Below are 26,236 nucleotides of genomic sequence, written 5' to 3'. Positions count from 1 at the left end.
TTCTCATATAGAATGATTAAAGGGCGCTTACTGGTTATGTGAGCCCTTTTTTTGTATAGTTTGGAAATGATTTTATGAAAACAACACATGTTTCAATTGGCCTCCAAAACCCTAAAACTCCCATTAATGTCGATGCTGTGATGAGAGCCGGTGGTTGTTATAAAGTGGATAAAGTTTTTTATTCTGGCACGCGTTACGATAGAGCGGCTGCTTTTCAAACTCAAAAGCCCAAGGTTGATACTAAAAGCGCAGCCGAATCGATTCCGCTAAATCGTATCGATGATTTACTTGAGGTTGTGCCTAAAGGACACAAAATCATTTGTGTGGATTTAGTGGTTGGTGCAACACCATTACCCGAGTTTGAACACCCTGAAATTGCGTTTTACATCTTTGGTCCCGAAGATGGCACGATTGATCAAGCGCTGATTGATAGAGCCGACAGCGTGGTTTATGTCCCTACTGTCGGCTGTATGAACTTAGCTGCCTCTGTAAATGTATTGCTTTATGATCGTTTGGCAAAAGCAATGCAGAAAGGCTGTAACTTGATTCAAGCAGGTGATGAGTTAATCAAGCAAAGCCGAGATAACCGAAATCGAGTTAAGGTTAAGGCTTAAATGAATCAAAACACCCTATGTGCCCAACGAGCCAAGCCCGCGGTTACAGAGCCAAAGTGATCACCAACAATGATTTCGATATTCGGATACACTTGCTTGATCCGATCATGAATAGCAGGGCTTCTTGCTGTGCCGCCAGTAACGTAAATGATTTCAGGTTTGCACCCAGCCTTTTCAACGGCAAGTTTCATCAGGCTTTCTATTTTGCTCACTGGCGATTCAATGGCTTGAACGAAAGTAGCAAGACTTAAATCTACAGTTAAATCTTGCTCGATAAAGTTCAGCTCAACAGCGTGATTGTTACTATCTGATAGACCAATTTTTGCGGATTCAGCACACTTTACAATTTGATAGCTCAATTTGTGTTCTTGAGCGTATTGAAGGCGAGACAGTTTCTCTGGTGAATCGGTATCCTTCATTAAATCCGCAAGCAGAGTTTTACAGCTTAAGGCGGCAAACTCTCGTTGTGCACTGATATCGTTAATCGCCACAGCATTCCAAAACGGCTGTTGTGGGATTTTTCGGCTGTTGTTCAACAAGGACTCTGAGCCAAACTCAGGCATCAGCCCTTGCATAGCCAACGAAATATCAATGTCGTTACCGCCAATACGTTGACCACTATGTCCTAAACAATCATTGTTACGATTCGTTTCTAGTAATCGCTCAGGGCTCATTTTTATTAATGAGCAGTCAGTTGTGCCACCGCCAACGTCAACAACTAATACGGATTTTTCCCTGTCTAAACTGGCTTCAAAATCCATACCTGCGGCAATCGGCTCAAATAAGAACTCCACTGCTTGAAAACCTGCACGTTTAGCGGCAACACTCAAAATGGCTTCGGCTTGTTGGTTACTTTCTTCACCTCCAATGGCTTGAAAGTTTACAGGTCGACCAATAACGGCATGAGTAATAGTTGCTTCAAGTTTCTTTTCGGCTTGCTGCTTTACTCGTTGCATCATCAAGGTAACAATGTCTTCAAATAATGCAATTTGATCAGCGCGAAGCCCTTTGGCACCTAAAAATGATTTAGGTGAGCGAACATAAAAGCCTTCTTCTGGCATATCTAGATAATGGTTAAAGGCTTCTTCGCCAATGAATACAGCTTGTTCGTTAGGATCTAAATCTAGCTCGTTTCGAACCGCTTTGGCTCGTCTTAATTGTGAAGAGCGCAGTTTGGCATAATTTGCTTTTTGGTCATCAGGCAGATCTCTGTATACGGCTTCGGCAATCAGTTCTCTATCCATGGCATAAAGCGTCGACATTATGTAGTTGCCATTGTCAGTTAAAGGCACCATTTTTACTGAGTCGTTTTCCATATAACCAATGGAACAATTTGCGCTGCCGTAATCAAAACCTACAAACATATTTACGCCTTTATGCTGTTAAAAAAAGTGCAGTACCATACAGTAGTTTCTTGAAAGAGAAAAGCTGACCTTCTCTAATCTTCATTTCTTGTATTATGCTTTCTTTCGCATCTTGGGTATAATCCCGCCACTCATTTTTGACCTATTGAAGTTTGCGGAACCCTGATGAAGTTTATAGTTAAGTTGTACCCAGAAATTATGATGAAAAGCCGCTCGGTGAGACTACGTTTCACTAAGATGCTTGAGTCGAACATGCGTAACGTCCTAAAACGAGTGGATGATGGCGTGCGGGTGCAGCGTCAGTGGGATCGTATTGTCATGACTTGCCCAAATGAGCCTGAAACGGTTGAAGCTGTTAAAGAGCGCTTGGGCTGTATTCCGGGAATTGCCCATAGCTTGCAAGTTGAAGAGTTTACCTTTGAATCAATCGATCACATTTATCAGCAAGTATTGCCTGTTTACAAAGAACAGTTAGCAGGGAAAACCTTTTGTGTTCGTGTAAAGCGCACGGGTAAGCATGACTTTAACTCTAATGAAGTTGAACGTTATGTGGGTGGTGGCTTAAATCAGTTTACTGAGGCTAAAGGCGTAAAACTAAAAAATCCAGATATCACGGTAAATCTTGAAATCGAACAAGATAAACTGTTCATGGTGGTCAATCGCATTCCTGGTCTAGGTGGTTTCCCAATGGCGACCCAAGAGGATGTATTATCGCTGATCTCTGGGGGGTTCGATTCTGGTGTTTCTAGCTTCCAATTCATTAAAAAGGGTGCTCGTACTCACTATTGCTTCTTTAATCTTGGTGGTGCTCAACATGAGATTGGCGTGAAGCAAGTGGCGTATCACCTGTGGAAAACCTACGGTGAGTCACATAGAGTTAAATTTATTACCATCCCATTTGAAGAGGTGGTGACTGAGATTTTAGAGAAAATCGATAATGGTCAAATGGGGGTAGTGCTTAAGCGCATGATGATGCGTTGTGCAGCTAAAGTTGCTGAGCGTATGAAAATCCAAGCTTTGGTGACTGGTGAAAGTTTAGGTCAGGTATCAAGCCAAACGCTAACAAACTTGAACGTGATTGACCGTTCAACGGATTTATTGATTTTACGTCCACTTATCACTATGGATAAGCAAGACATCATTGATGAAAGCCGTGAGATTGGCACCGAAGACTTTGCTAAATCTATTCCTGAATACTGTGGTGTGATTTCGCAAAAGCCAACGGTTAAAGCAGTTCTGTCAAAAATTGAATCGGAAGAAGAAAAGTTCACCGAAAACTTGATTGAAGAAACAGTTGCGAAAGCTATTGTGATGGACGTTCGTGATATTGCTGAAGAAATGGATCAGCAAGTGACTGAAACTGAAGTGGTAGCGGATCTTCAAGGGCAAGAAATCGTCATTGATATTCGTTCACCTGAAGAAGAAGAGCGCAAGCCTTTGGAAATCGAAGGTGTAGAAGTGAAACACATCCCATTCTACAAGTTGGGAACACAATTTGCGGATTTAGACCAAAGCCATAGCTATTTACTGTTCTGTGACCGTGGTGTAATGAGTAAGCTGCAAGCGCTTTATTTACTAGAACAAGGCTACCAAAACGTTAAGGTGTACCGTCCTTAATTAAGGCTGAATTCATTATCTAAAAAATGAAGATAAGGATAAGCTTTCAGTCTGCTTATTCTTATCTTTGTTCCAATTTATTTCTGATATTTTCCAAAATTTAAACCACATATAATAGGATATTTTAATGGCAAATCAAGGATGCTTTGTATGGGATCAATCTATTGAATTTGAGCTTGAAGAACCTCGAGAAGTTTTGCCGCAAGATGCCCTAGACAGAAGTAAATACGCTGAATTTATTGCTAACTTTTTAGCTGCAGAAGGTTATAACTCAGAAACAGATAAGAAAAGGAATTACGTTCTTAACCTGAATGCAGAATGGGGTGCAGGTAAGACGTATTTTATCAAGCGATTTTATCAGTCTCTTAAGGGAGTTCACCCTGTTGTATATATTGATGCTTGGAAACAGGATTACTCTGATGATCCACTGTTAACAGTTGTTTCATCGATGATTTGCCAGTTAAAGGAGCAAGCTGGGGTTAGTGATGGTTCGGTGAGTAAAGCATCGAAAAACATATTCGAGATAGGTAAGTCAGCCGCGCCCGCTTTAGTTGGGGCTCTGACTAAACGATATGTAGGAATTGATATAAGGGAACTTTTTGATAACGAACAGGACGTAGAATCAGAAGATGAATCCCAAACATCAAAATCAGCGGATTATGGAAATGTTGCGAAAGACTTAACTAATGCATTGTTAAAGGAACATCAAACCAAAGCTCAAGCTATTAGAAACTTAAAGACTGATGTAAAAGAGTGGATAGGAGCTGTGGTTGGGATAAAACAGATACAGTACCCAGCTTTTATATTAATTGATGAACTAGATCGTTGCCGCCCAAGTTACGCTGTAGAAATGCTGGAGGTCATTAAGCATATTTTCGATATTGAAGGTATTGTCTTTGTTATTGCGACGGATACCGACCAGCTTCAACACACTGTAAAAAGTGTTTATGGTTCTGGCTTTGATGCAAGTCGATATCTAGGGCGATTTTTTCATAGCCGATTTATGTTAAAGCAAGCTGAGCTAGAAAAGCTATTACCACTCCATTGTAATATTGATTTGCTCGATTCTGGCTCGTTAAAAGAGAGTCGCAATATTACACTTTGGCCTTTAAACTCACCTGAAAATCATACAAAAAATTTAACGGGTATTTTTTACGCCTTTAATATTCCAGCGAGAACTGCAATCCAAATCATCAATCGAATTACTGCAATTGTAAGCAATTTGAGGGACGGGGCTAAGCTCGATTTGTTGATGCTTACGACTTTGTTTTGTATTCGAGAATTGGATGAGTCTTTGTATCCAGAGCTAGTTAGAAAATATGTTGCTAGTCGATTAGAAGGTCAACATATTACGAATTACTTATATAAAAATTATCATATTGCGTTCAGTGACTTTTATGTGAACTATGAGTTTGAAGGGAGTTTTCATCCATCTGGGTTAGGAGCATCTTACAGTGTCGATCAATGTATAGAACAAGGTTTGTATCATACTGGATTGGAATCTTGTATTAGCTCTATTTTCTTAAATATTTTTAATTGTGGTACAAGAGGTGGTGCGATTGCGATGTCAGTACATAATAAGAAAAGCGAGTTAGTGCATGCTGCTGAAGCGGTTATGAATTCTAGAGAAGGAATGCCAAGTGTAAACCCAAGCACATTTAACTCTGAATTATTAAAATATACTTATTTTGATTCTGAGTTAGAGCAAGTTTCAAGCTCCACATATACTGATCTTGTTGAGCTGGCAGTCAACTTGAGTGAGTAAATCAATTTGAACTTCCCAAAAAGCTCATTTCCACAAGCCATGTCATCTTGTTGACTTGGCTTTTTTTCATCTCCGCTAATTTCTTCAAGACACCAATCATAAAAACAAGGATAATCCCTCACATTCTTGTTTTTCGCTTGAAAGAGCGTACTTCCTTGGACAAACTCAATGGAAATCAAAGTAAATTTTCTTGATAACCTTCGTCTTGAAGCTAAGTTTGACGATTTTACCGTAACCGCTGATCAGCCTATTCGTTATAAAGGTGATGGTTCGGCGCCTAGCCCGTTTGACTACTTTCTTGCATCTTCTGCCTTATGTGCCGCCTACTTTGTAAAGGTGTACTGTAAAGCGCGTGATATCCCGACGGATAATATTCGTCTATCACAAAATAACATTGTTGATCCTGAAAATCGTTATAACCAGATCTTCCAAATTCAGGTTGAATTGCCAGAAGATTTATCTGAGAAAGATCGTCAAGGGATTTTGCGTTCGATTGACCGTTGTACTGTGAAAAAAGTAGTGCAAACCGAGCCAGAATTTAAAATCGAAACTGTAGAAAACCTTGATGCTGATTCTCATGCCATGCTGATGGGCGCACCTGAAGGTGACAGCAGCACGTATATTCTGGGTAAAGATTTACCGCTTGAACAAACCATTGCTAATATGACCGAGCTCCTTGAAGGGCTTGGAATGAAGATTGAGGTCTCTTCATGGCGTAATATTGTACCTAACGTTTGGTCACTGCACATTCGTGATGCCGCATCACCAATGTGTTTTGCCAATGGTAAAGGGGCAACCAAAGAAAGTGCGCTGTGTTCAGCATTAGGTGAATTTATTGAACGCTTGAACTGTAACTTCTTCTATAACGATCAGTTTTTCGGTGAAGAAATTGCAGATAGTGAATTCGTGCATTATCCAAATGAAAAATGGTTTCCGCTTGAAGAGGATGATTCACTGCCTGCAGGCTTGATGGATGACTACTGTTTAGAAATCTACAACCCTGGTGGAGAACTTGCGGGTTCAAACTTGATTGATACCAACTCAGGTCGCATCGACCGCGGTATTTGTGCGATTCCGTATACGCGCAAATCAGATGGTGAAACGGTTTATGTGCCTTCTAACCTGATTGAGAACTTATTCCTAAGTAATGGCATGAGTGCGGGCAATAATCTGCAAGAAGCTGAAGTTCAGTGTTTATCAGAAATTTTCGAGCGAGCGGTTAAGCGTCAAATCATTGAGCAAGAAATTGTTCTGCCAGATGTGCCACAAGAAGTATTGGAAAAATATCCAAGTATTTTGGCTGGTATTAAAGGGTTAGAAGAGCAAGGTTTCCCTGTTGTCGTTAAAGATGCCTCGCTGGGCGGTCAGTTCCCTGTAATGTGTGTGACCTTGATGAACCCAAGAACAGGTGGTGTGTTCGCCTCTTTTGGTGCACATCCAAGTTTTGAAGTAGCACTAGAGCGAAGCTTAACTGAACTACTACAAGGTCGCAGTTTTGAAGGCTTAAACGATGTGCCTAAGCCAACCTTTAGTAGCTTAGCGGTATCAGAGCCAGAAAACTTTGTAGAACACTTTATTGATTCAACGGGTGTCATTTCATGGCGTTTCTTCAGTAACCAAGCGGAATATGACTTCTGCGAGTGGGACTTCTCTGGAACGAATGAAGAGGAGGCTGAAACCTTATTTGGTATTTTAGCGGAGATGGGCAAAGAAGTTTATGTGGCTGAGTTTACCGAACTTGGTGCATCTGCATGTCGTATTCTCGTACCTGATTATTCAGAAGTCTACCCAGTTGAAGATTTGATTTGGGATAATACCAATAAAGCCCTTGATTTCCGCAGTGATATTCTCAATATTCACTCTTTAGATGAAGATGCGCTAGCTGCTTTAGTTGAACGACTAGAAGAAAGCGAGTTAGATAACAACACTGATATTCCTACTCTGATCGGTATTGTGTTTGACGAAAATACTGTTTGGGGGCAGCTCACTATCCTTGAGCTAAAACTTCTTATTTATCTAGCATTAGGTGAATTTGATGCTGCACTTGAGCTGGTGGAAGAGTTCTTACAATATAACGATAACACTATGGCTCGTTGCTTGTTCTACCAAGCGATGCAAGCAGCATTAGAAGTGGTATTAGATGATGAACTGGAGTTAGAACACTTTATTCATAACTTCACTCGTATGTTTGGTGAAGAAGTGATGGAGCAAGTAGTGGGCTCAATTACGGGTGAAGTGACCTTTAGTGGCTTAACACCAACAAGCATGAAACTGGAAGGTATTGAACCGCATTTACGTTTGATAGAGAGTTATAAGAAGTTGCATCAGGCGAGAGCAAAGAAAGCTAAAGAGTAGGCGTAGGCTCATTTTGAATAACAAAAAAACCGCATCACTGTGCGGTTTTTTGTTTGCCTGAAAGAAGATACCGATAGTATTATTCTTCAGAAGTTGATTCGTCAGTTTGCTGCTTTTTTTCAACTTTGGCAATTAAGATTGCTGATGATGACTCATCCATCAAATCTGTAAATAGGTTGTCCATTGAATGATTAAGATCAACTTTGATGTCCTGATGTAGTTGATTAGTGTCAATGGCTGTTTCTGGGATGTCATTTGCAAAAGAAGTTGCAGAAAAACCAAGAGCTATGATGCCGAATAGTGTAGTAAGTTGTTTCATAATTGCTGCCTCAAAATAATAGTCGCTGTTTCCTGATTGACCTCGCTACTACTTGAGGTGCTTCAGAATCCCTTTCTCGATGGCGCAAAATTTATTCGAAAACACTGGTGTTCACAAACGATTAAATGTAATAATTTGGATTAGAAAAACTAATTTGAAATCATCGGTCATTTAGAGTGAATAATTATGCCAAGACGTCTTCCTCCACTTAATGCTGTAAAGGCTTTTGAAGCCGCAGCACGCCACTTGAGCTTTACAAAGGCCGCTGATGAATTATTCGTTACGCAGGCTGCAGTCAGCCATCAAATAAAAGCATTAGAAGAGTATTTAGGATTAAAATTATTTAGGCGAAAGAACCGTTCGTTATTATTAACCGAAGAAGGGCAGGGTTACTTTCTCGATATTAAAGATGTTTTTATTCAATTAGCGGAATCGACAGAGCGTTTATTGGCTCGAAGTGCGACAGGTGCTTTAACCGTTGCTATGTCTCCGAGTTTTGCGATTCAATGGTTAGTGCCTCGTTTAGCAAAGTTTAGTGAGCAAAACCCTGAAATTGATGTGCGTATTAAAGCAGTAGACAGTGATGATGAATCTTTAACGGATGATGTCGATGTTGCTATTTATTATGGTAAAGGAAATTGGCCTGATGTTCGCTTAGATAAACTGCGTAATGAAGTGTTGATGCCAGTTTGTTCTCCTGCATTACTTACTGGAAAAAAACCGTTAGACTCTATATCCGATATTAAGCATCATACTTTACTCCATGATATGAGTCGTGAAGATTGGCAACAATGGGTTAAGCAGAGCGGCCTTAAAAATATTAATGTGAACCAAGGGCCTATCTTTAGTCATTCATCTTTAGTATTGCAAGCAGCTGTTCATGGTCAAGGTATTGCGCTAGGTTACAGTGTTCTTGCTGCGCCCGATATCCAAGCAGGACGTTTAGTGGTACCGTTTCAAGAGGCTTTATTGAGTCCGAATGCCTATTACTTAGTTTGTCAAAACAGCCAAGCTGAGTTGGGGAAAGTAGTGGCATTTCGAGAATGGATGCTGGAGATGTTCGCAAGTGAATCTCAAAGTGAGTTGTTACAATGAATCTGATCGTGAACGGAGAAGGGGATACACTAGTACTGTTTGCTCATGGTGCTGGTGCGGGAATGGATTCAGAGTTTATGCAAGAGTTTGCGGAAAATCTTGCTAAAAGAAATTGTAGAGTTATACGTTTCAATTTTGCTTATATGCAAGCCAATAAAGATGATGGCAAGAAACGTCCACCCGAGAGAATGCCAAGGCTACTCAGCCACTTTGAAACTGTCTTAAAACAAGTGATTGAAGAGCACCAGCCTAAACGTGTGTTTTTGATGGGTAAATCTATGGGAGGTCGAGTTGCAGCGATTTTATCAGAAGCACTTGAAATTCCAGTACTAGGTATCATTTGTGTGGGCTATCCCTTTATACCTATTAAGGGAGGAAATCCAAGACTAGAGCCACTTCAAGGAGCGTCTCATCCTGTTTGTATCATTCAAGGTGAACGCGACCGGTTTGGTAACCGTCAACAGGTGGCTGAATGGGATTTACCCGAAAATGTTGAGGTGCAATGGGTGAACGATGGCGACCATAGTCTGCAGCCTCGTAAAATGTCGGGCTATACTTGGGAGCAGAACTTAAAACAAGCGATAGACTATTGTGAGCAATTCATCGGAGAAATTCATGCGTAAAGGAATATTTTTGATAGCCTGTTTAAGCGGTTTTTTAGCCACAGCGCTTGGAGCATTTGGCTCACATGGCTTAAAGACTGTGGCATCGGGTGAAATGCTACAAATTTTCGGCTTGGCGGTTGAGTATCATTTTTATCATACCCTTGCGTTACTTGCTGCAGCATTAGCTGGACATTGGGTTAAATCCAAATTGTTAGATTATGCCTGTTATGCTTTTATCGCTGGGATTTTGCTTTTTTCAGGCACCTTGTATAGCTATGTCCTCACAGGAACGAAGTTCTTTGCCATGCTAACGCCAATGGGGGGAATGGGCTTTTTGATTGGCTGGTTGATGCTCGCTGCGGCTGTTTATCAGAGTAATTCTGAGGTTCATCCAGAGTAATAACTTTTCTGCTCGTCTAGTTATTTTCGGTTATACTGCCGCATCTTTGAAATTTACCGTTTCTAACATTCATGCAGAACTTAGTATTGTATTGTCGCGCAGGCTATGAAAAAGACTGCGCTGCTGAAATCCAATGGCGTGCCGAAGAGTTATACATAGGTGGCTTTGTAAAAGCTAAGCCTAATGATGCTTATGTGGTATTCCAAACCTTTGAAGCCGATGGTGCCGACAAGTTGATGGAACAAATTAAACTCAATGACTTGGTGTTCGCCAGACAAATGTTTGCCGCTGGCGAATTACTCAAAGACTTACCTGAAAGTGACAGAGTCACCCCAATTGTTGAGTCACTGGCAGACGTTGAAAAAGCCGGTGAGCTAAGAGTTGAAACCCCTGACACCAACGAAGCCAAAGAGCTATCTACTTTTTGTCGCAAGCTAACCGTTCCTTTACGTCAAGGCTTAAAAAAGTCTGGTTCACTTCTTAATAAGGAGCATCCAAAGCGCCCGATCATTCATGTGTGTTTTGTTGCGCCGGGGCAAGCGTATTGTGGTTATTCACTGAGCTACAATACTTCACCTCACTTTATGGGTATTCCAAGACTTAAGTTCCCATCCGATGCACCAAGTCGCTCAACCTTAAAATTGGATGAAGCCTTTTCTCACTTCTTAACCAAAGAAGAGCAAGAAATACGTGCCAAAAGTGGCATGAATGCGGTAGATTTGGGGGCGTGCCCAGGTGGTTGGACGTATCAATTAGTTCGCCGTGGTATGTTCGTATCGGCTGTCGATAATGGTCCTATGAATGAGAAGCTTATGGAAACAGGGCAAATAAAACATTACCGAGAAGATGGTTTTAAGTTTGAACCGCCAAGAAAGAATGTGTATTGGCTGGTATGCGACATGGTGGAAAAACCGTCTCGCGTGGCTGAGTTAATCGAGGACTGGGCGGTAAGAGGTTGGTTTAAAGAAGCCATTTTTAACTTAAAATTGCCGATGAAAAGTCGCTTTAAAGAAGTGCGTCAAATTTTAGCCAAAATGGACGAAATGTTAAGAGAATACGGAGTCGAAGACTTTAAAGTCCAATGTAAGCATTTGTACCACGACAGAGATGAAGTCACAGTTCATCTTTGGTTAAATCCTTCTAAAGAGTTTTAATGTCAATGCAATAATTAAGTGCTCAGCCCGGTGTTGATCTCTTGATTTGTTTTGATGTTGGGACAGCCCCTAAATATGATGTTAAGGATGTAGTTCTGGTTATGAATTATATCCTTTTCAACAACATAAACTTCGCATGAAATATCTTTAATCTGAGTGTATTTAATTGGTTTTATTTAAAGCCAATAGGGTAAGGTTTTAGCAAATTTCATATGAGGCAAAATGTAATGGCATCTACTGGCGCAACAACACAACACTCTTCTTCTCCGATCTTTCACCATATTGATACAGTTGCACTAGTCAATGAACTTAGTGATGTCTATTACCAATGGTCATTAATTCAAACTAGCTTGGGTTGCGATGGCTATATACCAGGGTTAGAAAGTCAAAGTAGCTATCCTGGTAAATTAACAGTGATCCTTAATTATTTTTTTAATAACAGCACTGGTAGTGATAGAGATAAATTACAAAAAATAATCGAGGTTATGGAATCTCCAATAATTGGGAACAGGGCGTTAAAAAAGAGATTAGAGACAAAACTAAATGACCCTGATTACTTTTCAATATACCGACAAAAACCACAAGCTGCGGCCAGTTCTGCTCGTAATTTTCATCAGGCTGCAAAGGGGGGGACTTCAGCTCAACTAACAGATGAAATTGAGCAGTTGAGAACGTCGCTAAGTAATCACGAATACACCCTTGCTCAGCGCGACCGGAAAATAGAACAACTTGAATTGACGACTAAAGAGAAAGTCGATTCGTTACAGCAAAGGCTTGATAGAGCTTTGACTATGAATGCGGAGCTTAGGACTATGCTGGAAAGTAAGGAGAACAGTCTTGTTTCAGCAAATCGACAGGCAGAATTGTTTAGACGGCAAGTTAAAGAACTTCAGCAAAAAGTGGAGTCAATAAAGCAAGTCAATGAAGATTTAGTTGCACAGCACGTTCAAGGCTTACGCCCCCATACTGCTCAAGCTGTTTCCACCAGGTACACCCCACAACCCACACCAACACAAGATGATGGAACAAGAGCCATAAATCGGCAGCCCGTTGTAACTAATCGAGTTAATGAGAGCACAGAAGCAAAACTTGAACGATTCGTCGCTCCTATTCAGCCCTGCTCTGCGAGTATGGTGCAGTTAAGTACCTTATTGAATAAAACGGTATCAATCGCTGATATTTGGGAGCAAATAGGAATTAATCTTTTTTTAAGCCAGAGCGCATTAAACGCATTAAAACAAAAGCCAGGTGCAGACGCAATCGATCATCTGACTGATGTATATTCTAATGCAAGTCGTAGTTTAAGCTGGGAAAAGCACGCCCCTTACATAGGGCTTAAAGGATTTGCTTATTGTGTTTTCTATGCAATGATCAGTAATAATAGGGAAGAGGGTATACCTGATTTAGTGACATTTTTCTCTAAATATAGTTAACCTGAACTTATATGGTTTCCAATGGCCTAGGGGCTAAAATAGTCCTATTGGGTAAGATAAAAGTTTTTTAATTCAGTATGAGTTAAGCCATACTTTGAAAGAATGCATTACGAGAACTTTGTTTTCTATGTGTTCATATGGCAACTGTAAATGTGGTACCACCATCTTCGCAAGTGGAAAAAGATGACGAGGCTATAACTGCAGTTCTAGAGAAAATCAATCAAATAGAGCAAAAAATCTTATTTAATTCGTTCGCCTATGCGCTGGTGATACCTTGTGTGACAAGCCCCGAGACGGGGAGCATGTCAATTAAACTCGCACGGAGTGGGCTTTTCAGCGTTGATTCTTCTTTGTTGTGAAAGCTTAAATTAGCCCGCTAGTTCTTCACTTTCACGCCTCGAATAATGCAACGCTGAAAAAGCCCTGAAAGTTGCATCTTCAAGTATCACGAGTATAGAAGATAAAAAAGGTATCCCTGATGCTAAAAATTTTAGTGAGAAAACATTACTGTTCTTATGGAATCCAACCCGTGAAGTCAAAAAAGCATTAACCAATTTTTTTACCTTTTCTTGAGAAAATCAAGGTTGTATTTTGTGACACATGTAAAGCTATGGTGAAAATCATAGCTTTTTTGTTTCAAGATGACTTCCTACCTTGATATTGGTCAATTCAACGTTAATGAGAATGAATTAGATTAACGCTCGTTTTTGACGCCACAATATTAAGTATGAGTCCATTATGAAGTTATCACCTCTATATTCTGCCATGTTGGCAGTGTCATTTTTTTCAACTCCAACCTTAATTGAAGCCGCAGAAAAGGAAGCTGCTGATAAAGACATTGAAGTGATTCAAGTGCAAGGTGTACGTCGTAAACTTGAGCAAGCTGGTCGCTTAAAAGATGTTATTCAGAAGACCGAAGTGCTTGATTCGTTAATGATCGAAAATAAAAATGCGTTAAACCTGACCGCTGCGATTAATAACGAACCCGGTGTTAACGTGTCTAATGAGTGCTCTATGTGTGGTGTTAAGCGCATTATGCTTAACGGCATGAAAGGGGAGCATACGACGATTTTGGTTGATGGTTTACCAACCCATACACTTATTTCTGGTTTTTATGGTGTTGATGCCATTGCTACAACAGGTATTGATCGAATTGAGGTTGCTCGTGGTGCTGGTGCATCCTTAATTGCGCCAGAGGCTATTGGTGGCACGGTAAATATTATCACCAAGCAAGCGTATGATAATCAGGTTGCTGTTGATATCACTAAAGGCTCACATGACTTTACCGCAATTAAAACAATGGCAACAGGCGTATCAGAAGACGGTACAACGGCTCTCACTTTGGTTGGTCAGTATGATAAACAAGATCAGGAAGACCATGATGACAATGGTGTGAGTGAAGCGCCGTTTATTGAGAACAAATCGCTAACCGCACTTATCAGCCAAGATGTTTCAGACTCCAGTAATATCCAAGTTCGACTCTCTAAGGTTCAATCTGAAATTTTTGGTGGCCCAGTTATTGGCAAGAATGTGAAATCTATTGGTGCAGCGATTGCCAGTTACGATAAAAAAGAATCTGAGCACTTGTTTGAAGATGATGACGTTCGTAAAAAATACATAGGCAAACCATGGGAAACAACCGAGTGGATTAAAACCTCTCGTGATGAAGCTTACATTAAGTACCTTTCTGAATTAACGGATGCAACTGTTGCTGAGTTTGCTGTGAGTTATGCAAAGCATTTGCAAGACTCATTTTATGAAGGCATTGATTATCAAGCTAACGATAAGATGACTTATGCTCGAGCCAAGTTTGATACTGAGTATAACGATGAGTTATCGCTGACTTATGGTTTGGATATTCGTCATGAAAAAATGCGTTCTTCTACAAAAGCGTTAGAAGATAATCCGAAATATCAAAGTGATTCATTTGACTATGAAACTAAAGGTTTATTTTTCCAAAGTACATGGACTCCACTAGATGAATTAGAAATCGCAACAGCTGTTCGTGTCGATAGAGTCATGGCTGACTTTGTTGATCCTAAAAAGACGGGAGTAGAGATTGAAGAAACCTTTATCGCTCCTCGTTTAGATATGCGGTATTTTCATAGTGATGAATTAACTTCTCGTTTCTCAGCTGGACGTGGTTACCGCGCACCATTGTCATTTTTTGAAACGGATCACGGTATTTTGGATGCCAATAAAGGCTATAAAATCGATATCCATGCTTTAGAAGAATCACTGTCAGCCAGTTACTCTTTAGCTTACGATGCCGATGACTTAGCCATCACTACTTCGGTTGCTCACTCTAAAGTTGATAACCTTGCTAGTCTTGAAGAAACGGATTCAGGAGTTCCTTTACTGACTCAGCTAAAAGACAGCGCTTCGGTAACCACCTTCGATATTACCGCAGGTTATACCATCAATGATAATTGGACAGTAAATGCCAGTATTGAGAAATTCGTATACGACAAGAACTTCCGTTCTTCCTATTCAATCGCACCTGTTGAAGAACGCGCAAGCTTTGAAATTCAATATGAAAAAGAGAATCTAAAAGTATTTTGGTCAACAGTGTGGTTTGGTAGTAAAGATTTGGCTAAGTATGGTTACGAGGGTTACAACAAAAGAGGCGATAAGAACACCAAGAAAACTCTGCATGGTCCAGCATTTTCCATTTCAGATATCAAAGCGCAATATCAGCTAACTGAAAGCACAAAAATCTATGCCGGAGTTTCGAATATTTTTGAAGAAACTCAAATTAAACGCGGTGATTCACCGTTGTTCTTCGATGCCAATGGTGACTATGACGTAGCCTATATTTATGGCTCACTTCATGGGCGTGAAATCTATGCTGGCGTTGAAGTCAAACTTTAATGTTATCTCGCTTAGCTTACTCAATAACACAAGTACTTATTTTGAGTGCTTGTGTTTTCTCCCTCAATACTCATGCAATGAATATGACCTTACCGTCTCTTAGAGGTGGACAAGAGCAGGTTGACGTTGCTCAACCGGGTAAACTATCTGTGGTGATGCTGTTTCAACCCGAATGCAGCTGGTGTAAAAAGCAAGCACAACAACTGACTCAGCTTAAGCAACAGTGCCAACAACAATTTCACATCAGTTTAATTGGTACCAATGGTTCTAAGCGGCAACTAAAAAGAAGTCTAAAGTATTACGATAAAGGTCTACAGGCTGCCATAGCCAGTAAGGTCTTTTTAAGAAAAATTGGTGGATTTAAAGCATCGCCTACGACGATTTTTTATGACGAAACTGGCAATAAAGTTGCTAAACGAAGAGGTTATATTCAGCCAGATAAATTCAAAAATGCCATAAAGCTACTGTCAAAGGGAAGGTGCAAGCTGTAATTTTTGAAAGTAAAGTGACAACAAATGACATACATAACTGACGAAAAGCTGACCCTAGATATAGATTGAATTTATGCATAAATATCTATGTGCTACAAGGTGTTATTTACTTGTAGCGACCTTGATATGTCCACTCCTACGGTTCCACTCAGTCCGCCCCCCCAACACAAGCATCTCAGTGCACAGCAATCATTTAATGAAGAAGATAGATGCTGTTTGATTGATGGTGAACAACAACAAATCATAGATTTTCTAAAAATGAACCCTGAAACTCGTTTGGACTTTGTAGTGAAAGGGGAGCCTTTGTTAATTCATTTAGCTAAGTGTTCTGAATACAATAAATTAAACCTTTTTGTCGCCCACTTAAAGCAAAAGGGTGAGCATAAAGCACTTCAATGTGTGTCATCGCAGCGTCAAACATTACTTCACATATTATTTTCCAAGGACATAGATTACTTTGAAGTAGACTTTGATTTGCGTCTTGACGTTATTAGAGAACTAATTCCCCTGATCGAATTGACAAAACTCGATGGGAATGGCGATACCGTTATTGAGCTAGCACTGAAAAAGCCATGGGACGATTTTAGTCCCATTCGGCAAGATGTGCTTCTCAAATTAAAGGAGCAAACTGATAGGCAGCATATTGAAATAAAAGGTGAGCCTCTTTTGGTTTTTATTGCTCGTGAAACGGAATCTTATTCAGAACCTACGTTGGGTCAATTACTCGATAATAAGATTGGTCATGTTGTTGAAGTAGCTGATTTGTCGGAAGTTGAGCCTCTTGAAGATGATCTATTTGTAGGTGCGGGCTCTCCACAGCAAACGACAATGTTTGATGTAGAAATACTTGCAAAAATGAAAATTAGGAGGGGCTCTAAGCCTAGAGTTAGGTCTCAATCAGAAATTAATTTGCCTAAAACCATTGCAGAAGAGCGTTGGGAAGTAACAGAAAAAGCAGGCATTGAAGCGCTTAAACATAATGTCGCTGAACTAGATGAGCAACTTCAGGGTGAAATGGAGGAATATTTTCCTGCTACGTTTGAAGTACCGCATAAGCCTTTTTCAGAGAGGGTAGAGGGTTGGGTTGCTCATACGATGCAGGTCGCAGCTCGAACAATTGATGAAGGTCCTCAGTTGCTAAAAGAAAGATTAGAACAAAAACTGCTTGGACGATTTGAAAGGCAAGATCTTGCACCCTTGCTAATTAATGAAGAGGTTCCCGTCTCCGATGCTCGTAGGCGATCCTCAGTATTTTCTTCGGAGTCATCTGCCGCAGCGATTTCCCCCATTAGAGAGTTAGAAGGGCAGGAACTGGACAATGTTAAAAAGAAGCTTTTACTTTTCAGAAACTATCAAGAAAAAAAGCAGCAAATCAAAAAGCGTGCAGAGGTTGTAGCAGAGACTAATCAAAGTTACCGAGATGCCATTCAAACTCGAAAACACTCTCTATTGCCGGATCCTCACCTTAAATTGACAGTCTCAGGTGATTCTGTGCCTGTTGTTGTGGCATCAACTGAAGAAGTATTACCACCACGGCCTAGTGATACTTATAGTAGTGTCGGAGAACTCAACCATGCTTTAAGGTTATGGCATAAAGCGATTGAGCAAGTCAAAACGGTAAGTGCCAGAGAAAAAATAGGCTGGGATCCCACCTTATTCCTCGCCGAAAAAAAATTACGTGAAATACACCAGCAAGAAAAAGAAGAGACGCAAAAACAATGGCAACACGTTAAAAATGAAGTTCATGCTCATGTAGAAAAATTTAGAGAAAAAAATAAGCAGTTAGCCGATACGAGTTCGTTAGGTGGTTATCAATCTGCACTAGATAAAATGAACTCAGATCTAGAAAGCTTCCACATGGAAGGAGATCTTGAGCAAGCCTCTGGAGTATTGCAGCAAGTCGGTCAATTAGTTCAACTACTGATGGAAGGACGCGACGTAATAAAAGGGTGGAAGTTTGAGAGTATAGATGCGGCGACAAATAGCTTGTCAGCTGCTGCTGGTGCTATTCTCGGAGCAGGAGAGTTGGGGGCAGGGTTTGCTGCTTTTGTATCCCATGGAACTATAAAAGAGGTTGCCGAAGGTATTGCGAGCGGCTGTGGAATAGTCAATGAGATCCAAACTTGTATCAATGAGGTGATACATATGGTGGTTGACATCTGTCATTTAGTTGAAGAGTTCACGGAAGGAGATCCAGTCTTTGGTCCGTTAGAAAATAAAGGCGCTGTTGGTATTCTAAAAAAAGGAGCTGGGTTCGCAAAACAATTGCTTAGGATCATACGGACTTTACTAAAAGCCACAAAAGGGATATTGAATCTTCTTGAGGAGTCAACGTTAGGTGTGGCTCAAGCAATACCTGGATTAGGTATTCTTTTAAACATTATTACCATTACAGAGCGGGCCATTTTTTTAGCCGATAGCGCATTCTCTTACAGTGAACTTTCAGAGTCTAAGCATCGGCTTAAGCAAATTTTAAGTGTCGATCGGAAATTAAACGTGATGTTTTATACTTCAGGAAAGACTAATATTAAAGAGTTAGAGTACATTACTCAAGATGCTGAAAAAATAACACATAGCGCTGATAGACTTTATCAAGTTTCGCTCTCTGATATTTTAGAAGCAAAACGCTATGAGCTCGTCAGAGAATTAAAGTCCATTTGTGGTAAACGCATTTTACGAAATGCCTATGAAATCGCGTTTAACCTAGGTGAAATTTTAGGGGAAGGACTAAAAATAGGCGGTGTTACTGCGGAAGCTGGAATCGTTGTCGGTGCCTCGATATCTATCACAAGGGCTGGAATTACTGGGTTAAATCAATTAAAAAAGCTATATCACTCTCGTCATGAGGATGAAAAATCACCCAAAGCTAAACATCAAAGACGCTGTCGTATTATGGAGACTTTCTTTTTGTTGACATATTATTTCGCTTGTCAAGACTTTTCAGACTCGACTCAATCAGCAAAATATGCGGCACAATATCAAGAGCTAAGACAGTATTTTTATGCAATGGGATTAAGAGCAACGGATATTATCGGTAGAGAAATGAATGATGAACTTCTTAAGTTTGTTTATGAAAAATTAAAACAAAGAGAGCCATAAAAAACCTCAAACAAGTCAAGTAATATTGGTCGGTTAAGAATTTTTGTCGTCGCTCCTGCGTAGGCAGGAGCCTAGGGGGCGTTCCCAATTAGATTTTTGATTTGCTGCTGTTAATTTTGTGTTTAAACAAGGCGGAAAATGTGCGGTGTAGTTACTCTACATAAACATTTGACAACGCAGTTTAAACACAAAATAAACGCAGCCCTACGGGTTACGACTAAAATTCGCAAACTCTTCGTTTCTCATCTTTCGTTTAGTTCACTAAACTTCATTTTTCGTGCCTTGATTTTGCGAATTTTAGGCTGTAACAAATCAAAAAGTCTTTAATTGAGAACGCCCCTAGTGCCTTTGACTTTTTCAAACAAAGAACTGGATACCTGCCTTCGCAGGTATGACGGATTTTAGCTTAACTAACTGACATTATTCTTAAGTCAAAGCTGTTATTAAACCAAAAGCAAAAAATACTTATAGCCTTTCTAGTACTGCATCTGTGAAGTCAGTCGTACCGTGAGTACCACCTAAGTCACGAGTCGTACGATCGCCTGATTCAATCACATCAGCTACTGCTTTACGGATTTTTTCTGCTTTGTCTGCCATGCCTAAGTGCTCAAGCATTTGGATAGAAGCTAGGATCACTGAAGTAGGGTTTGCTAGGTTTTGACCTGCGATATCTGGCGCTGAACCGTGTACTGCTTCAAAGATAGCGGCATCTTTACCTATGTTCGCACCAGGCGCCATACCTAGACCGCCAACAAGACCAGCACATAGATCAGACAGAATGTCACCGAATAAGTTAGTGGTTACGATTACATCGAAGTTCTCTGGATTCATGACCAGTTTCATGCATGTTGCATCAACGATCATTTCTTCGGTTTTGATGTCTGGATACTTCTCACCTACTTCTTTTGCTACTTTTAGGAATAGGCCAGAAGTTGACTTCATGATGTTCGCTTTGTGAACGATAGTTACTTTTTTACGGTTTTCGTTACGCGCTAGCTCATAAGCAAAAGTGGCTATCTTTTCAGCGCCTTCACGAGTGATAACAGACATAGCTTCAGCTGTGCAACCATCTTCAGAAACGGTTTGACCAAGACCTGAGTACATGCCCTGCGTGTTTTCACGAATGGTGATGATATCAATGTCTTCGTAACGGGCTTGAGTACCTTTAAAAGAGTGCACTGGACGAACGTTTGCGTATAGAGAGAACTTTTTACGCAAAGTTACGTTAATTGAAGTAAAGCCACCGCCAACAGGAGTCGTTAATGGACCTTTTAGGGTGATCTTATTTTTTTCAATTAAATCTAGAGTTTGTTGTGGAAGTAGCTCACCGTGCTTTTCTAGGGCAACTAAACCAGCATCAGCAAATTCATATTCAAAATCACAACCGACTTTATCTAGGATTTTTAGAGCAGAATCAATAATGCTTGGGCCAATCCCGTCGCCAGGGATCACGGTAATTGTACGTTTAGACATGAAATATCCTTCAACAGCGTATTTTTTAATTTATTGTGCAAATGAATGTCACTATTTTTGATTTTCTATGCAAACCAAAATAATTTATGACCTTATGGTATGACCACATATTTTAAACAGATTTCACTTTTTTTGACAGAAAATAGTGAGCTATATCGTTCTTTTTTCAATATTGTGAGATTATCTAGTTAAAACCACTCCTAATTAATAAAAAGAGAGGATGACGTGAAGTTTTCTAAACTCGCCGCTGCACTAATGGTGACTGCTTCGGTAGTCATGGTTCCAGTGAGTGAGGCTGCAAAGCCGCTGACACTCCAAGATATAATGAAATTTGAATCATTAACTAAGCCAGTAATTTCTGATAATGGTTCAACTTTGGCCGTAGAAGCTAAGCCTGATAGAGGCGATAGCCGCGTTATTATTAAGGTACTTAATTCTAGTAAATCCTTTGATATCAAGGATGCAGCCAAACCGAAAATCAGTGCCGATGGTCGTTTTGTGGCGATGGTTAAGAGCGTTCCTTTGCTGAAACAAGTAATGGCAGATGCTAAAGAAAAGAAAAAGCTTAAATCTGGGCTTATCTTACTTGATACGCAATCAGGTGAGCAGCAAGTATTCGAAAAAGTAAACTCGTTCGAATTTAATAAAACGGGGTCACACCTGTTAGTTCGCTTTGATGTTGCTAATGAAGACAAAAATAAAGACGATAGAGCTGTCGAATCTAAAAAAACTGAAAAAGGTAAGTCGGTATCTAATGATAAAGTAAAGGTTGATAAGTTTGACCAAGGCTACACGATAAAATTAATTGCCTTGGCAAAAGGTAATGCCAGAGAATACAAAGACGTCACGGCTTATCATTTTGATAAATACGGTAAAAACCTAGTTCTAGCTATTAATGACATTAAAAGTAAAGTCCATAAGTTAGACCGAATTAGTTTATCGAGTAACCAAACACAAACATTATTTAAGTCAGATAGCCTTCAAATCGGTAGCGTAGCAACATCAAATAATGGTGAGTGGGCGGCTTTTACCTCTGGTAAAGCCGAAGACTTACCTTATGGACGAGAATATCAATTAAACCTTGTGTCGTTAGCCGATAACAAAGTTACTCCGATTCGCAATAATTCAGATTGGAAAATAAACCGTTATAGTACGTTATCGTTTTCGAAAAATAGTAAGCGTTTATTTTTCGGACGTGTCCCAGAAGTCAGTCAGCAATTAAGTTTAGCGAAAATTAACAATGTTGATGACTTATACAATGTCAATATTATTGATGATGAACGCAAACTTAGAGTGTGGAATGGCGATGATCCACTGATTAAGCCAAATGAAATCAAACAATATAAAAAAGAATTAAAGCGTACTTATTTAGCTGTGTTTGATCTTGAGAAACAAGACATTGTTCAGCTGGGTGACACTCAGGTTAAAAACGTGCAACTGAGTGAGCAGCCAACTCGATTATTAGCCAAAACCGATAAACCCTATCAAAAAATGATCACTTGGGCAGGTTTCTATAGTGACTATTACCTCGTTGATATCGACTCTGGTAAACAAACTAAGGTGCTAACCCAATATCCAACTTATTGGCAGCCGTCTTTATCACCTAAAGGCAATTACTTAGCATACTACTACCTTGGTAATATTTATCTTTATGATGTTGCCAGCAAAACCAAAACCAATGTATCTAAGGGGTTAAAAGTTGGATTTGCAAACGAAGACCATGATTATCCATCTAACCCGCCAGGATATGGATTTGGCCCGTGGATTGACGGTGAAAAGGCGCTATTAGTCTATGACAAATACGATATTTGGCGTCTAGATATTACTAGCGGTAAGATGACTAAACTTACCAATGGGCGTAAACAAAAGGTTCAATATAGAGTTACTGGCTTAGCGAAAACTGATGAACCAACGTGGTTGAAGTCTGATGAAAAAGTGTTGTTAAAAGGATACAACGACCGCACTAAGTCTGATGATTTTTATCGCCTTAACTTAGCAGGTGGAACTGAGCAGTTAACCGCTGAACCAGTGAAATTAAAAGTGCTTGCTCGCAGTAAAAATGCTAAGACATTAATTTATTCAAAAGAGCGTTATGATATTTTCCCTGATCTATTTGCTGCGAAAGATTATTTAAATCCGCAGCAAGCCGAACAACTGACCAATCTTAACAAACAAATTGAGTCATTTAACTGGGGGAGCGCAGAGTTAGTTCAATGGACGAATTCTGATGGAAAATCACTAGATGGTGTTCTTATCAAACCCGCTAATTATCAAGATGGAAAACGTGTACCAGTATTAGTTTATTATTATCGCTTTATGAGTGACAGGTTGCATTCATTCCCAGATATGAAATTAAACCATAGGCCTAATTTTGCTTGGTTTGTAGATAATGGTTATGCGGTATTCTTACCTGATATTCGTTTTGAAGTAGGCTATCCGGGGTCTTCATCGGTTAAAGCTCTGACTTCAGGTGTGCAACACTTGATTGATATTGGAGTAGCAGATCCCAAAGCCATCGGTATTCAAGGCCATTCATGGGCAGGTTACCAAACCGCTTATGCGGTTACTCAAACCAATATTTTTGCTGCGGCTGTGAGTGGGGCACCTGTGTCTAATATGACAAGTGCTTATAGCGGTATCAGACATGCTTCCGGTCTAGCTCGTCAATTCCAATATGAATCAGGGCAAAGTCGTATAGGTAAGCCGCTTTATGCTGATCCATTAAAGTACATTGAAAACTCGCCAGTATTTTATGCCGACCGTATTCAGACGCCTATGATGATCATGTTTGGTGATAAAGATGGAGCTGTACCATGGGAGCAAGGTATTGAAATGTATTTGGCTATGCGCCGTGCTGGTAAAGATGTGGTGATGCTGCAATATCAAGGTGAGCCACATCACCTGAAACAGTACCCAAATAAACTGGACTATAGCATTAAGATGATGCAGTACTTTGATCATTACTTGAAAGGTAAACCTGCCCCTAAATGGTTAAGCAAAGGAGAAGCTTACTATGAATATAAAAAGAATTAGAACAGCTTTAATCCAGCCACACTCTTAGTGGCTGGATTAGGGCCTGTTGAACTTTCAGGCTTAAATTTTGTGCTGTTTGAGCACTTTTCTGTTCAAGGCGTGAGCAGTGAAGCTTAGCCATCTAAGTAAGCTGATCACAACATAGAACAGGGAGTGCTCAAAAGCATCGAAGACAGCGTAAATTGGTCACTTCTGCTGCGTTATCGTTTGTTTATGTGGGGCAACCACACCACACAAACTCCGCCTTGCATAAGACAACCAATTTATCGCTGCAAAAATAAGCACGAAAGATCAACAGGCCCTAATATGATGTTATATACTCGTGATACTTGAAGATGCAACTTTCAGGGCTTATTCAGCGTTGCATTATTCGAGGCGTGAAAGTGTAGAGCTAGCGGGCTAATAATTTAAGCTTACAAAACAAAGAATGAGCAACGCTGAAAAGCCCACGCAGTGCGAGTTTAATTACCATTTATATTGCCTTATTTAACCTTGAAATAACAATGAAATAACGACAGTTTTTTATGTCGGTAATAACTATTCCTACGGATAAGTATCTTGCCTAAATGGCAATTAATTCTCGCAAAGATCCTGCATCTTCAGGTATCACGAGTATAGGTAATCGGATGGAGAAGTTTGGTTTTTATGCTGCAATATTGGAGGAGACCATATACGGCCTCTAGAAACTCAGTATTTCTAGGGCTAATCGTTCTTCCTTATAAGGCATTTATAAATTTTATCTTTTATATTGATTATACGCTCTGTTCGCTCAACAATTTCACCACAATTCAGAACAGTGATGATTTTCATTGCTGCTGCTGAATATTGAAATGATGGAGATACATTTTTTACAAAATGGAAGAGGAAAGCTCCTCCTGCCATTTTACATCCAATTGAAGTTGGAAGACTTTCAGTTGCATCTACTACCACATGAAGAGGTTCTTTTTCTTGAGATAAAAATAATTCTATTGCGGTCTGGGCTGAACCACTCATAAACCCAATACCTATCGCTTCAGGGCAAGGCAGGATAGTTGATGCTGCTATTGAGTGTGTTACAAAATTAATAGACCAGCGTTTACCCATAAACCAATAGGGATCTTCACTTCTTTTCTCTTGTTCAGCGATGAGTTGTATTATGTTAGGAGCTTCAGAATCTTGTGATACCGCAGAAGTAGCCATTACTAATTACCTTTCTGTAGCTATTACCTTGAGGGTTGATTCTTCAACAGTTTGTTTTCAATAACTAATCATAAATATGTATAAGATATGATTTAACGTCATAGAAAGGCATTTTGGCGGCTTATTGCGAATTTCGGTCATTCCGGACAGCGGTTTCGGGATCATCCGGACAGTCGTGATCCCAGATTTCTCTTAACCTAATTTTTACTACAAGTGTCCGGATTGATCCAGTTTTCGCATAGATTCACCTTCTAATTCTATTCGGTGGCTGTTATGTACCAGCCTATCTAAAATGGCATCTGCTACAGTGGCATTGGTGATCATCTTGAACCACTCTTTCACTGGTAGTTGGCTGATAACGATGGTGCTGCTTTGCTGGTATCTGTCTTCAAGCACTTCAAGTAAATACCCTGATTGAGCCTGGTTAAGCTTCTCAAGTCCCCAGTCATCGATGATCAAGAGAGACTTTTTAGCTAGATTCAGTAACAGCTTTTGGTAACTCCCATCCAGTTTGCTCGCCGCTAGATCGTCAAGTAAGCGACTCAGCCTAAAGTATTTGGCTGTTTGATACTGCTCGCAAGCTTGATCGGCCAAGGCGCAGCCGACAAAGGTTTTACCTGCTCCAGTTGCTCCTGTTATGAGTATATTCTGGTGTTTATGCAGGTAAGTTCCAGTGCCAAGCTCCGCCATCATTTTTCGATTTAAGCCTCTACCTTGCTTATAGGTTATCTGGCTCATTTGAGCATTAAGCCTCAGCTTGGCTTGCCTCTTGAGTGACTTTACCTTGTTTTGATTTCGATGAAGGATCTCATGCTCTAGCAAAAGGCTTAGCCGTTCTTCAAAGCTAAGCTCATTGTACGTAGAAGCTTGTTCACGCTGTTGCTCTAGAGCATGTACCATATTACTCAAGCGTAAAGTTCTAAATTGCTCATTGATCTGTTCCATTGTCATACCTCCTAATGGTAACTATCTGGGCCACGAACATTGCGGTGCTGGATATTGGGCGTGGTTGTCGGATCAGAAACAAGTTTGCCTTCTCGATGGTGTTCAAGCAGGTTTTTGATAAAGCCGTAGTAAGGTTTTTCAGCCATTAAGGCGTCTTGGCAAGCTTGCTCTAACCGAGCATCTCCATAGCGTCTACTCAAATTAAGTATCCCTAAGCAGGAGTTAAATGCTTGAGCTGGGTGCTTCTGTTTAAGCATGAGTTGTTGCACTACATTTTCGGTACTTGCACCGATAGCGTTGCCCCAACTCATTATTCTTTCTGGTGTCCATTTGTAATTTTGGTATTGATGAGCTTCAGGCATGTGCTCGTCAATAGTGCTTTTTTTACCAACAACTGAACTGGTGGGATGTTGTGCGACAAGCA

At 40.2% G+C, this 26,236-nt stretch carries 18 protein-coding genes and 1 pseudogene; 13 read left to right on the top strand and 6 right to left on the bottom strand.

All coding sequences use genetic code 11. The annotated features are described in order from the left end of the window. The first annotated feature begins 74 nt into the window (after positions 1 to 74). Positions 75 to 614, top strand: a complete 540-nt coding sequence (locus tag D5018_RS09510) for an RNA methyltransferase (RefSeq protein ID WP_121838772.1) — start codon at positions 75 to 77, stop codon at positions 612 to 614. A gap of 5 nt (positions 615 to 619) precedes the next feature. Here the strand turns inward: D5018_RS09510 and yegD are convergent, their stop codons facing one another. Next, on the bottom strand, positions 620 to 1,978 hold the full coding sequence (yegD, locus tag D5018_RS09505; protein WP_121838771.1) for a molecular chaperone: 1,359 nt from the start codon (positions 1,976 to 1,978) through the stop codon (positions 620 to 622). Between the two features lie 165 nt (positions 1,979 to 2,143). Between yegD and thiI the strand changes: the two genes are divergently transcribed. The 3 genes from thiI (at position 2,144) to D5018_RS09490 (ending at position 7,715) form a co-directional block, all read left to right on the top strand. Beyond that, the gene (gene thiI / locus D5018_RS09500) at positions 2,144 to 3,595 is read left to right on the top strand and encodes a tRNA uracil 4-sulfurtransferase ThiI (protein WP_121838770.1); all 1,452 of its coding nucleotides are present in this window, start codon (positions 2,144 to 2,146) and stop codon (positions 3,593 to 3,595) included. A 127-nt stretch (positions 3,596 to 3,722) separates the two neighbouring features. Further along, positions 3,723 to 5,360 (top strand): KAP family P-loop NTPase fold protein, encoded by a 1,638-nt coding sequence (locus D5018_RS09495; protein WP_121838769.1) that lies wholly within the window; start codon positions 3,723 to 3,725, stop codon positions 5,358 to 5,360. A 168-nt stretch (positions 5,361 to 5,528) separates the two neighbouring features. Continuing rightward, positions 5,529 to 7,715, top strand: coding sequence for an OsmC domain/YcaO domain-containing protein (locus tag D5018_RS09490; protein ID WP_121838768.1), 2,187 nt, complete (start codon positions 5,529 to 5,531; stop codon positions 7,713 to 7,715). A 79-nt stretch (positions 7,716 to 7,794) separates the two neighbouring features. On the opposite strand, the gene D5018_RS09485 is transcribed toward D5018_RS09490, so the two are convergent. Next, a complete protein-coding gene (locus D5018_RS09485) occupies positions 7,795 to 8,034 on the bottom strand; it encodes a hypothetical protein (protein ID WP_121838767.1) in 240 nt (79 codons plus the stop codon). A gap of 186 nt (positions 8,035 to 8,220) precedes the next feature. Here D5018_RS09485 and D5018_RS09480 point away from each other — a divergent pair, with 186 nt between their 5' ends. From D5018_RS09480 to D5018_RS09440, 8 genes are all read left to right on the top strand, one after another. Further along, positions 8,221 to 9,129, top strand: a complete 909-nt coding sequence (locus tag D5018_RS09480) for a transcriptional regulator GcvA (protein ID WP_121838766.1) — start codon at positions 8,221 to 8,223, stop codon at positions 9,127 to 9,129. Continuing rightward, positions 9,126 to 9,752, top strand: coding sequence for an alpha/beta fold hydrolase (locus tag D5018_RS09475; protein WP_121838765.1), 627 nt, complete (start codon positions 9,126 to 9,128; stop codon positions 9,750 to 9,752). The genes D5018_RS09480 and D5018_RS09475 overlap by 4 nt, the downstream gene beginning before the upstream one ends. After that, complete coding sequence (locus D5018_RS09470) at positions 9,745 to 10,134, top strand: DUF423 domain-containing protein (protein WP_121838764.1); 390 nt, start codon at positions 9,745 to 9,747, stop codon at positions 10,132 to 10,134. Before D5018_RS09475 ends, D5018_RS09470 begins: the two co-directional genes overlap by 8 nt. A 71-nt stretch (positions 10,135 to 10,205) precedes the next feature. Next, a complete protein-coding gene (rlmM, locus tag D5018_RS09465) occupies positions 10,206 to 11,288 on the top strand; it encodes a 23S rRNA (cytidine(2498)-2'-O)-methyltransferase RlmM (protein WP_121838763.1) in 1,083 nt (360 codons plus the stop codon). Between the two features lie 227 nt (positions 11,289 to 11,515). Next, the gene (locus D5018_RS09460; RefSeq protein ID WP_121838762.1) at positions 11,516 to 12,721 is read left to right on the top strand and encodes a hypothetical protein; all 1,206 of its coding nucleotides are present in this window, start codon (positions 11,516 to 11,518) and stop codon (positions 12,719 to 12,721) included. 738 nt (positions 12,722 to 13,459) lie between these two features. Next, entirely contained in the window at positions 13,460 to 15,592 is a 2,133-nt protein-coding gene (locus D5018_RS09450) for a TonB-dependent receptor plug domain-containing protein (protein WP_243637418.1), read from the top strand. Beyond that, a complete protein-coding gene (locus D5018_RS09445) occupies positions 15,592 to 16,083 on the top strand; it encodes a thioredoxin fold domain-containing protein (RefSeq protein WP_121838760.1) in 492 nt (163 codons plus the stop codon). The genes D5018_RS09450 and D5018_RS09445 overlap by 1 nt, the downstream gene beginning before the upstream one ends. Before the next feature lie 126 nt (positions 16,084 to 16,209). Then, on the top strand, positions 16,210 to 19,182 hold the full coding sequence (locus tag D5018_RS09440; RefSeq protein ID WP_121838759.1) for a hypothetical protein: 2,973 nt from the start codon (positions 16,210 to 16,212) through the stop codon (positions 19,180 to 19,182). Positions 19,183 to 19,647: 465 nt separating this feature from the next. Here D5018_RS09440 and D5018_RS09435 read toward each other — a convergent pair whose 3' ends face one another. Further along, positions 19,648 to 20,655, bottom strand: a complete 1,008-nt coding sequence (locus tag D5018_RS09435) for an isocitrate dehydrogenase (protein WP_121838758.1) — start codon at positions 20,653 to 20,655, stop codon at positions 19,648 to 19,650. 225 nt (positions 20,656 to 20,880) lie between these two features. Here D5018_RS09435 and D5018_RS09430 point away from each other — a divergent pair, with 225 nt between their 5' ends. Beyond that, positions 20,881 to 23,688, top strand: a complete 2,808-nt coding sequence (locus tag D5018_RS09430; protein WP_416351538.1) for a S9 family peptidase — start codon at positions 20,881 to 20,883, stop codon at positions 23,686 to 23,688. Positions 23,689 to 24,390: 702 nt separating this feature from the next. Here D5018_RS09430 and D5018_RS09425 read toward each other — a convergent pair. From D5018_RS09425 to D5018_RS21675, 3 genes and pseudogenes are all read right to left on the bottom strand, one after another. Further along, a complete protein-coding gene (locus tag D5018_RS09425; protein WP_121838757.1) occupies positions 24,391 to 24,867 on the bottom strand; it encodes an iron-sulfur cluster assembly accessory protein in 477 nt (158 codons plus the stop codon). A gap of 207 nt (positions 24,868 to 25,074) precedes the next feature. Next, positions 25,075 to 25,812, bottom strand: a complete 738-nt coding sequence (gene istB / locus D5018_RS09420; protein ID WP_121838756.1) for an IS21-like element helper ATPase IstB — start codon at positions 25,810 to 25,812, stop codon at positions 25,075 to 25,077. Positions 25,813 to 25,823: 11 nt separating this feature from the next. Further along, positions 25,824 to 26,236: pseudogene (locus D5018_RS21675) on the bottom strand (IS21 family transposase); the annotation flags it as partial.

The organism is Parashewanella curva (assembly GCF_003675895.1).
Taxonomy (GTDB): domain Bacteria; phylum Pseudomonadota; class Gammaproteobacteria; order Enterobacterales; family Shewanellaceae; genus Parashewanella; species Parashewanella curva.
The sequence above is the reverse complement of the archived record's forward strand: the minus strand, read 5'-3'. Positions and strand labels throughout refer to the sequence as shown.

Excerpts from the sequence above, each read along its gene's own strand:
- D5018_RS09510 (WP_121838772.1), top strand. The coding sequence starts at position 75 with ATGAAAACAACACATGTTTCAATTGGCCTCCAAAACCCTAAAACTCCC.
- yegD (WP_121838771.1), bottom strand. The coding sequence starts at position 1,978 with ATGTTTGTAGGTTTTGATTACGGCAGCGCAAATTGTTCCATTGGTTAT.
- thiI (WP_121838770.1), top strand. The coding sequence starts at position 2,144 with ATGAAGTTTATAGTTAAGTTGTACCCAGAAATTATGATGAAAAGCCGC.
- D5018_RS09495 (WP_121838769.1), top strand. The coding sequence starts at position 3,723 with ATGGCAAATCAAGGATGCTTTGTATGGGATCAATCTATTGAATTTGAG.
- D5018_RS09490 (WP_121838768.1), top strand. The coding sequence starts at position 5,529 with ATGGAAATCAAAGTAAATTTTCTTGATAACCTTCGTCTTGAAGCTAAG.
- D5018_RS09485 (WP_121838767.1), bottom strand. The coding sequence starts at position 8,034 with ATGAAACAACTTACTACACTATTCGGCATCATAGCTCTTGGTTTTTCT.
- D5018_RS09480 (WP_121838766.1), top strand. The coding sequence starts at position 8,221 with ATGCCAAGACGTCTTCCTCCACTTAATGCTGTAAAGGCTTTTGAAGCC.
- D5018_RS09475 (WP_121838765.1), top strand. The coding sequence starts at position 9,126 with ATGAATCTGATCGTGAACGGAGAAGGGGATACACTAGTACTGTTTGCT.
- D5018_RS09470 (WP_121838764.1), top strand. The coding sequence starts at position 9,745 with ATGCGTAAAGGAATATTTTTGATAGCCTGTTTAAGCGGTTTTTTAGCC.
- rlmM (WP_121838763.1), top strand. The coding sequence starts at position 10,206 with ATGCAGAACTTAGTATTGTATTGTCGCGCAGGCTATGAAAAAGACTGC.
- D5018_RS09460 (WP_121838762.1), top strand. The coding sequence starts at position 11,516 with ATGGCATCTACTGGCGCAACAACACAACACTCTTCTTCTCCGATCTTT.
- D5018_RS09450 (WP_243637418.1), top strand. The coding sequence starts at position 13,460 with ATGAAGTTATCACCTCTATATTCTGCCATGTTGGCAGTGTCATTTTTT.
- D5018_RS09445 (WP_121838760.1), top strand. The coding sequence starts at position 15,592 with ATGTTATCTCGCTTAGCTTACTCAATAACACAAGTACTTATTTTGAGT.
- D5018_RS09440 (WP_121838759.1), top strand. The coding sequence starts at position 16,210 with ATGTCCACTCCTACGGTTCCACTCAGTCCGCCCCCCCAACACAAGCAT.
- D5018_RS09435 (WP_121838758.1), bottom strand. The coding sequence starts at position 20,655 with ATGTCTAAACGTACAATTACCGTGATCCCTGGCGACGGGATTGGCCCA.
- D5018_RS09425 (WP_121838757.1), bottom strand. The coding sequence starts at position 24,867 with ATGGCTACTTCTGCGGTATCACAAGATTCTGAAGCTCCTAACATAATA.
- istB (WP_121838756.1), bottom strand. The coding sequence starts at position 25,812 with ATGGAACAGATCAATGAGCAATTTAGAACTTTACGCTTGAGTAATATG.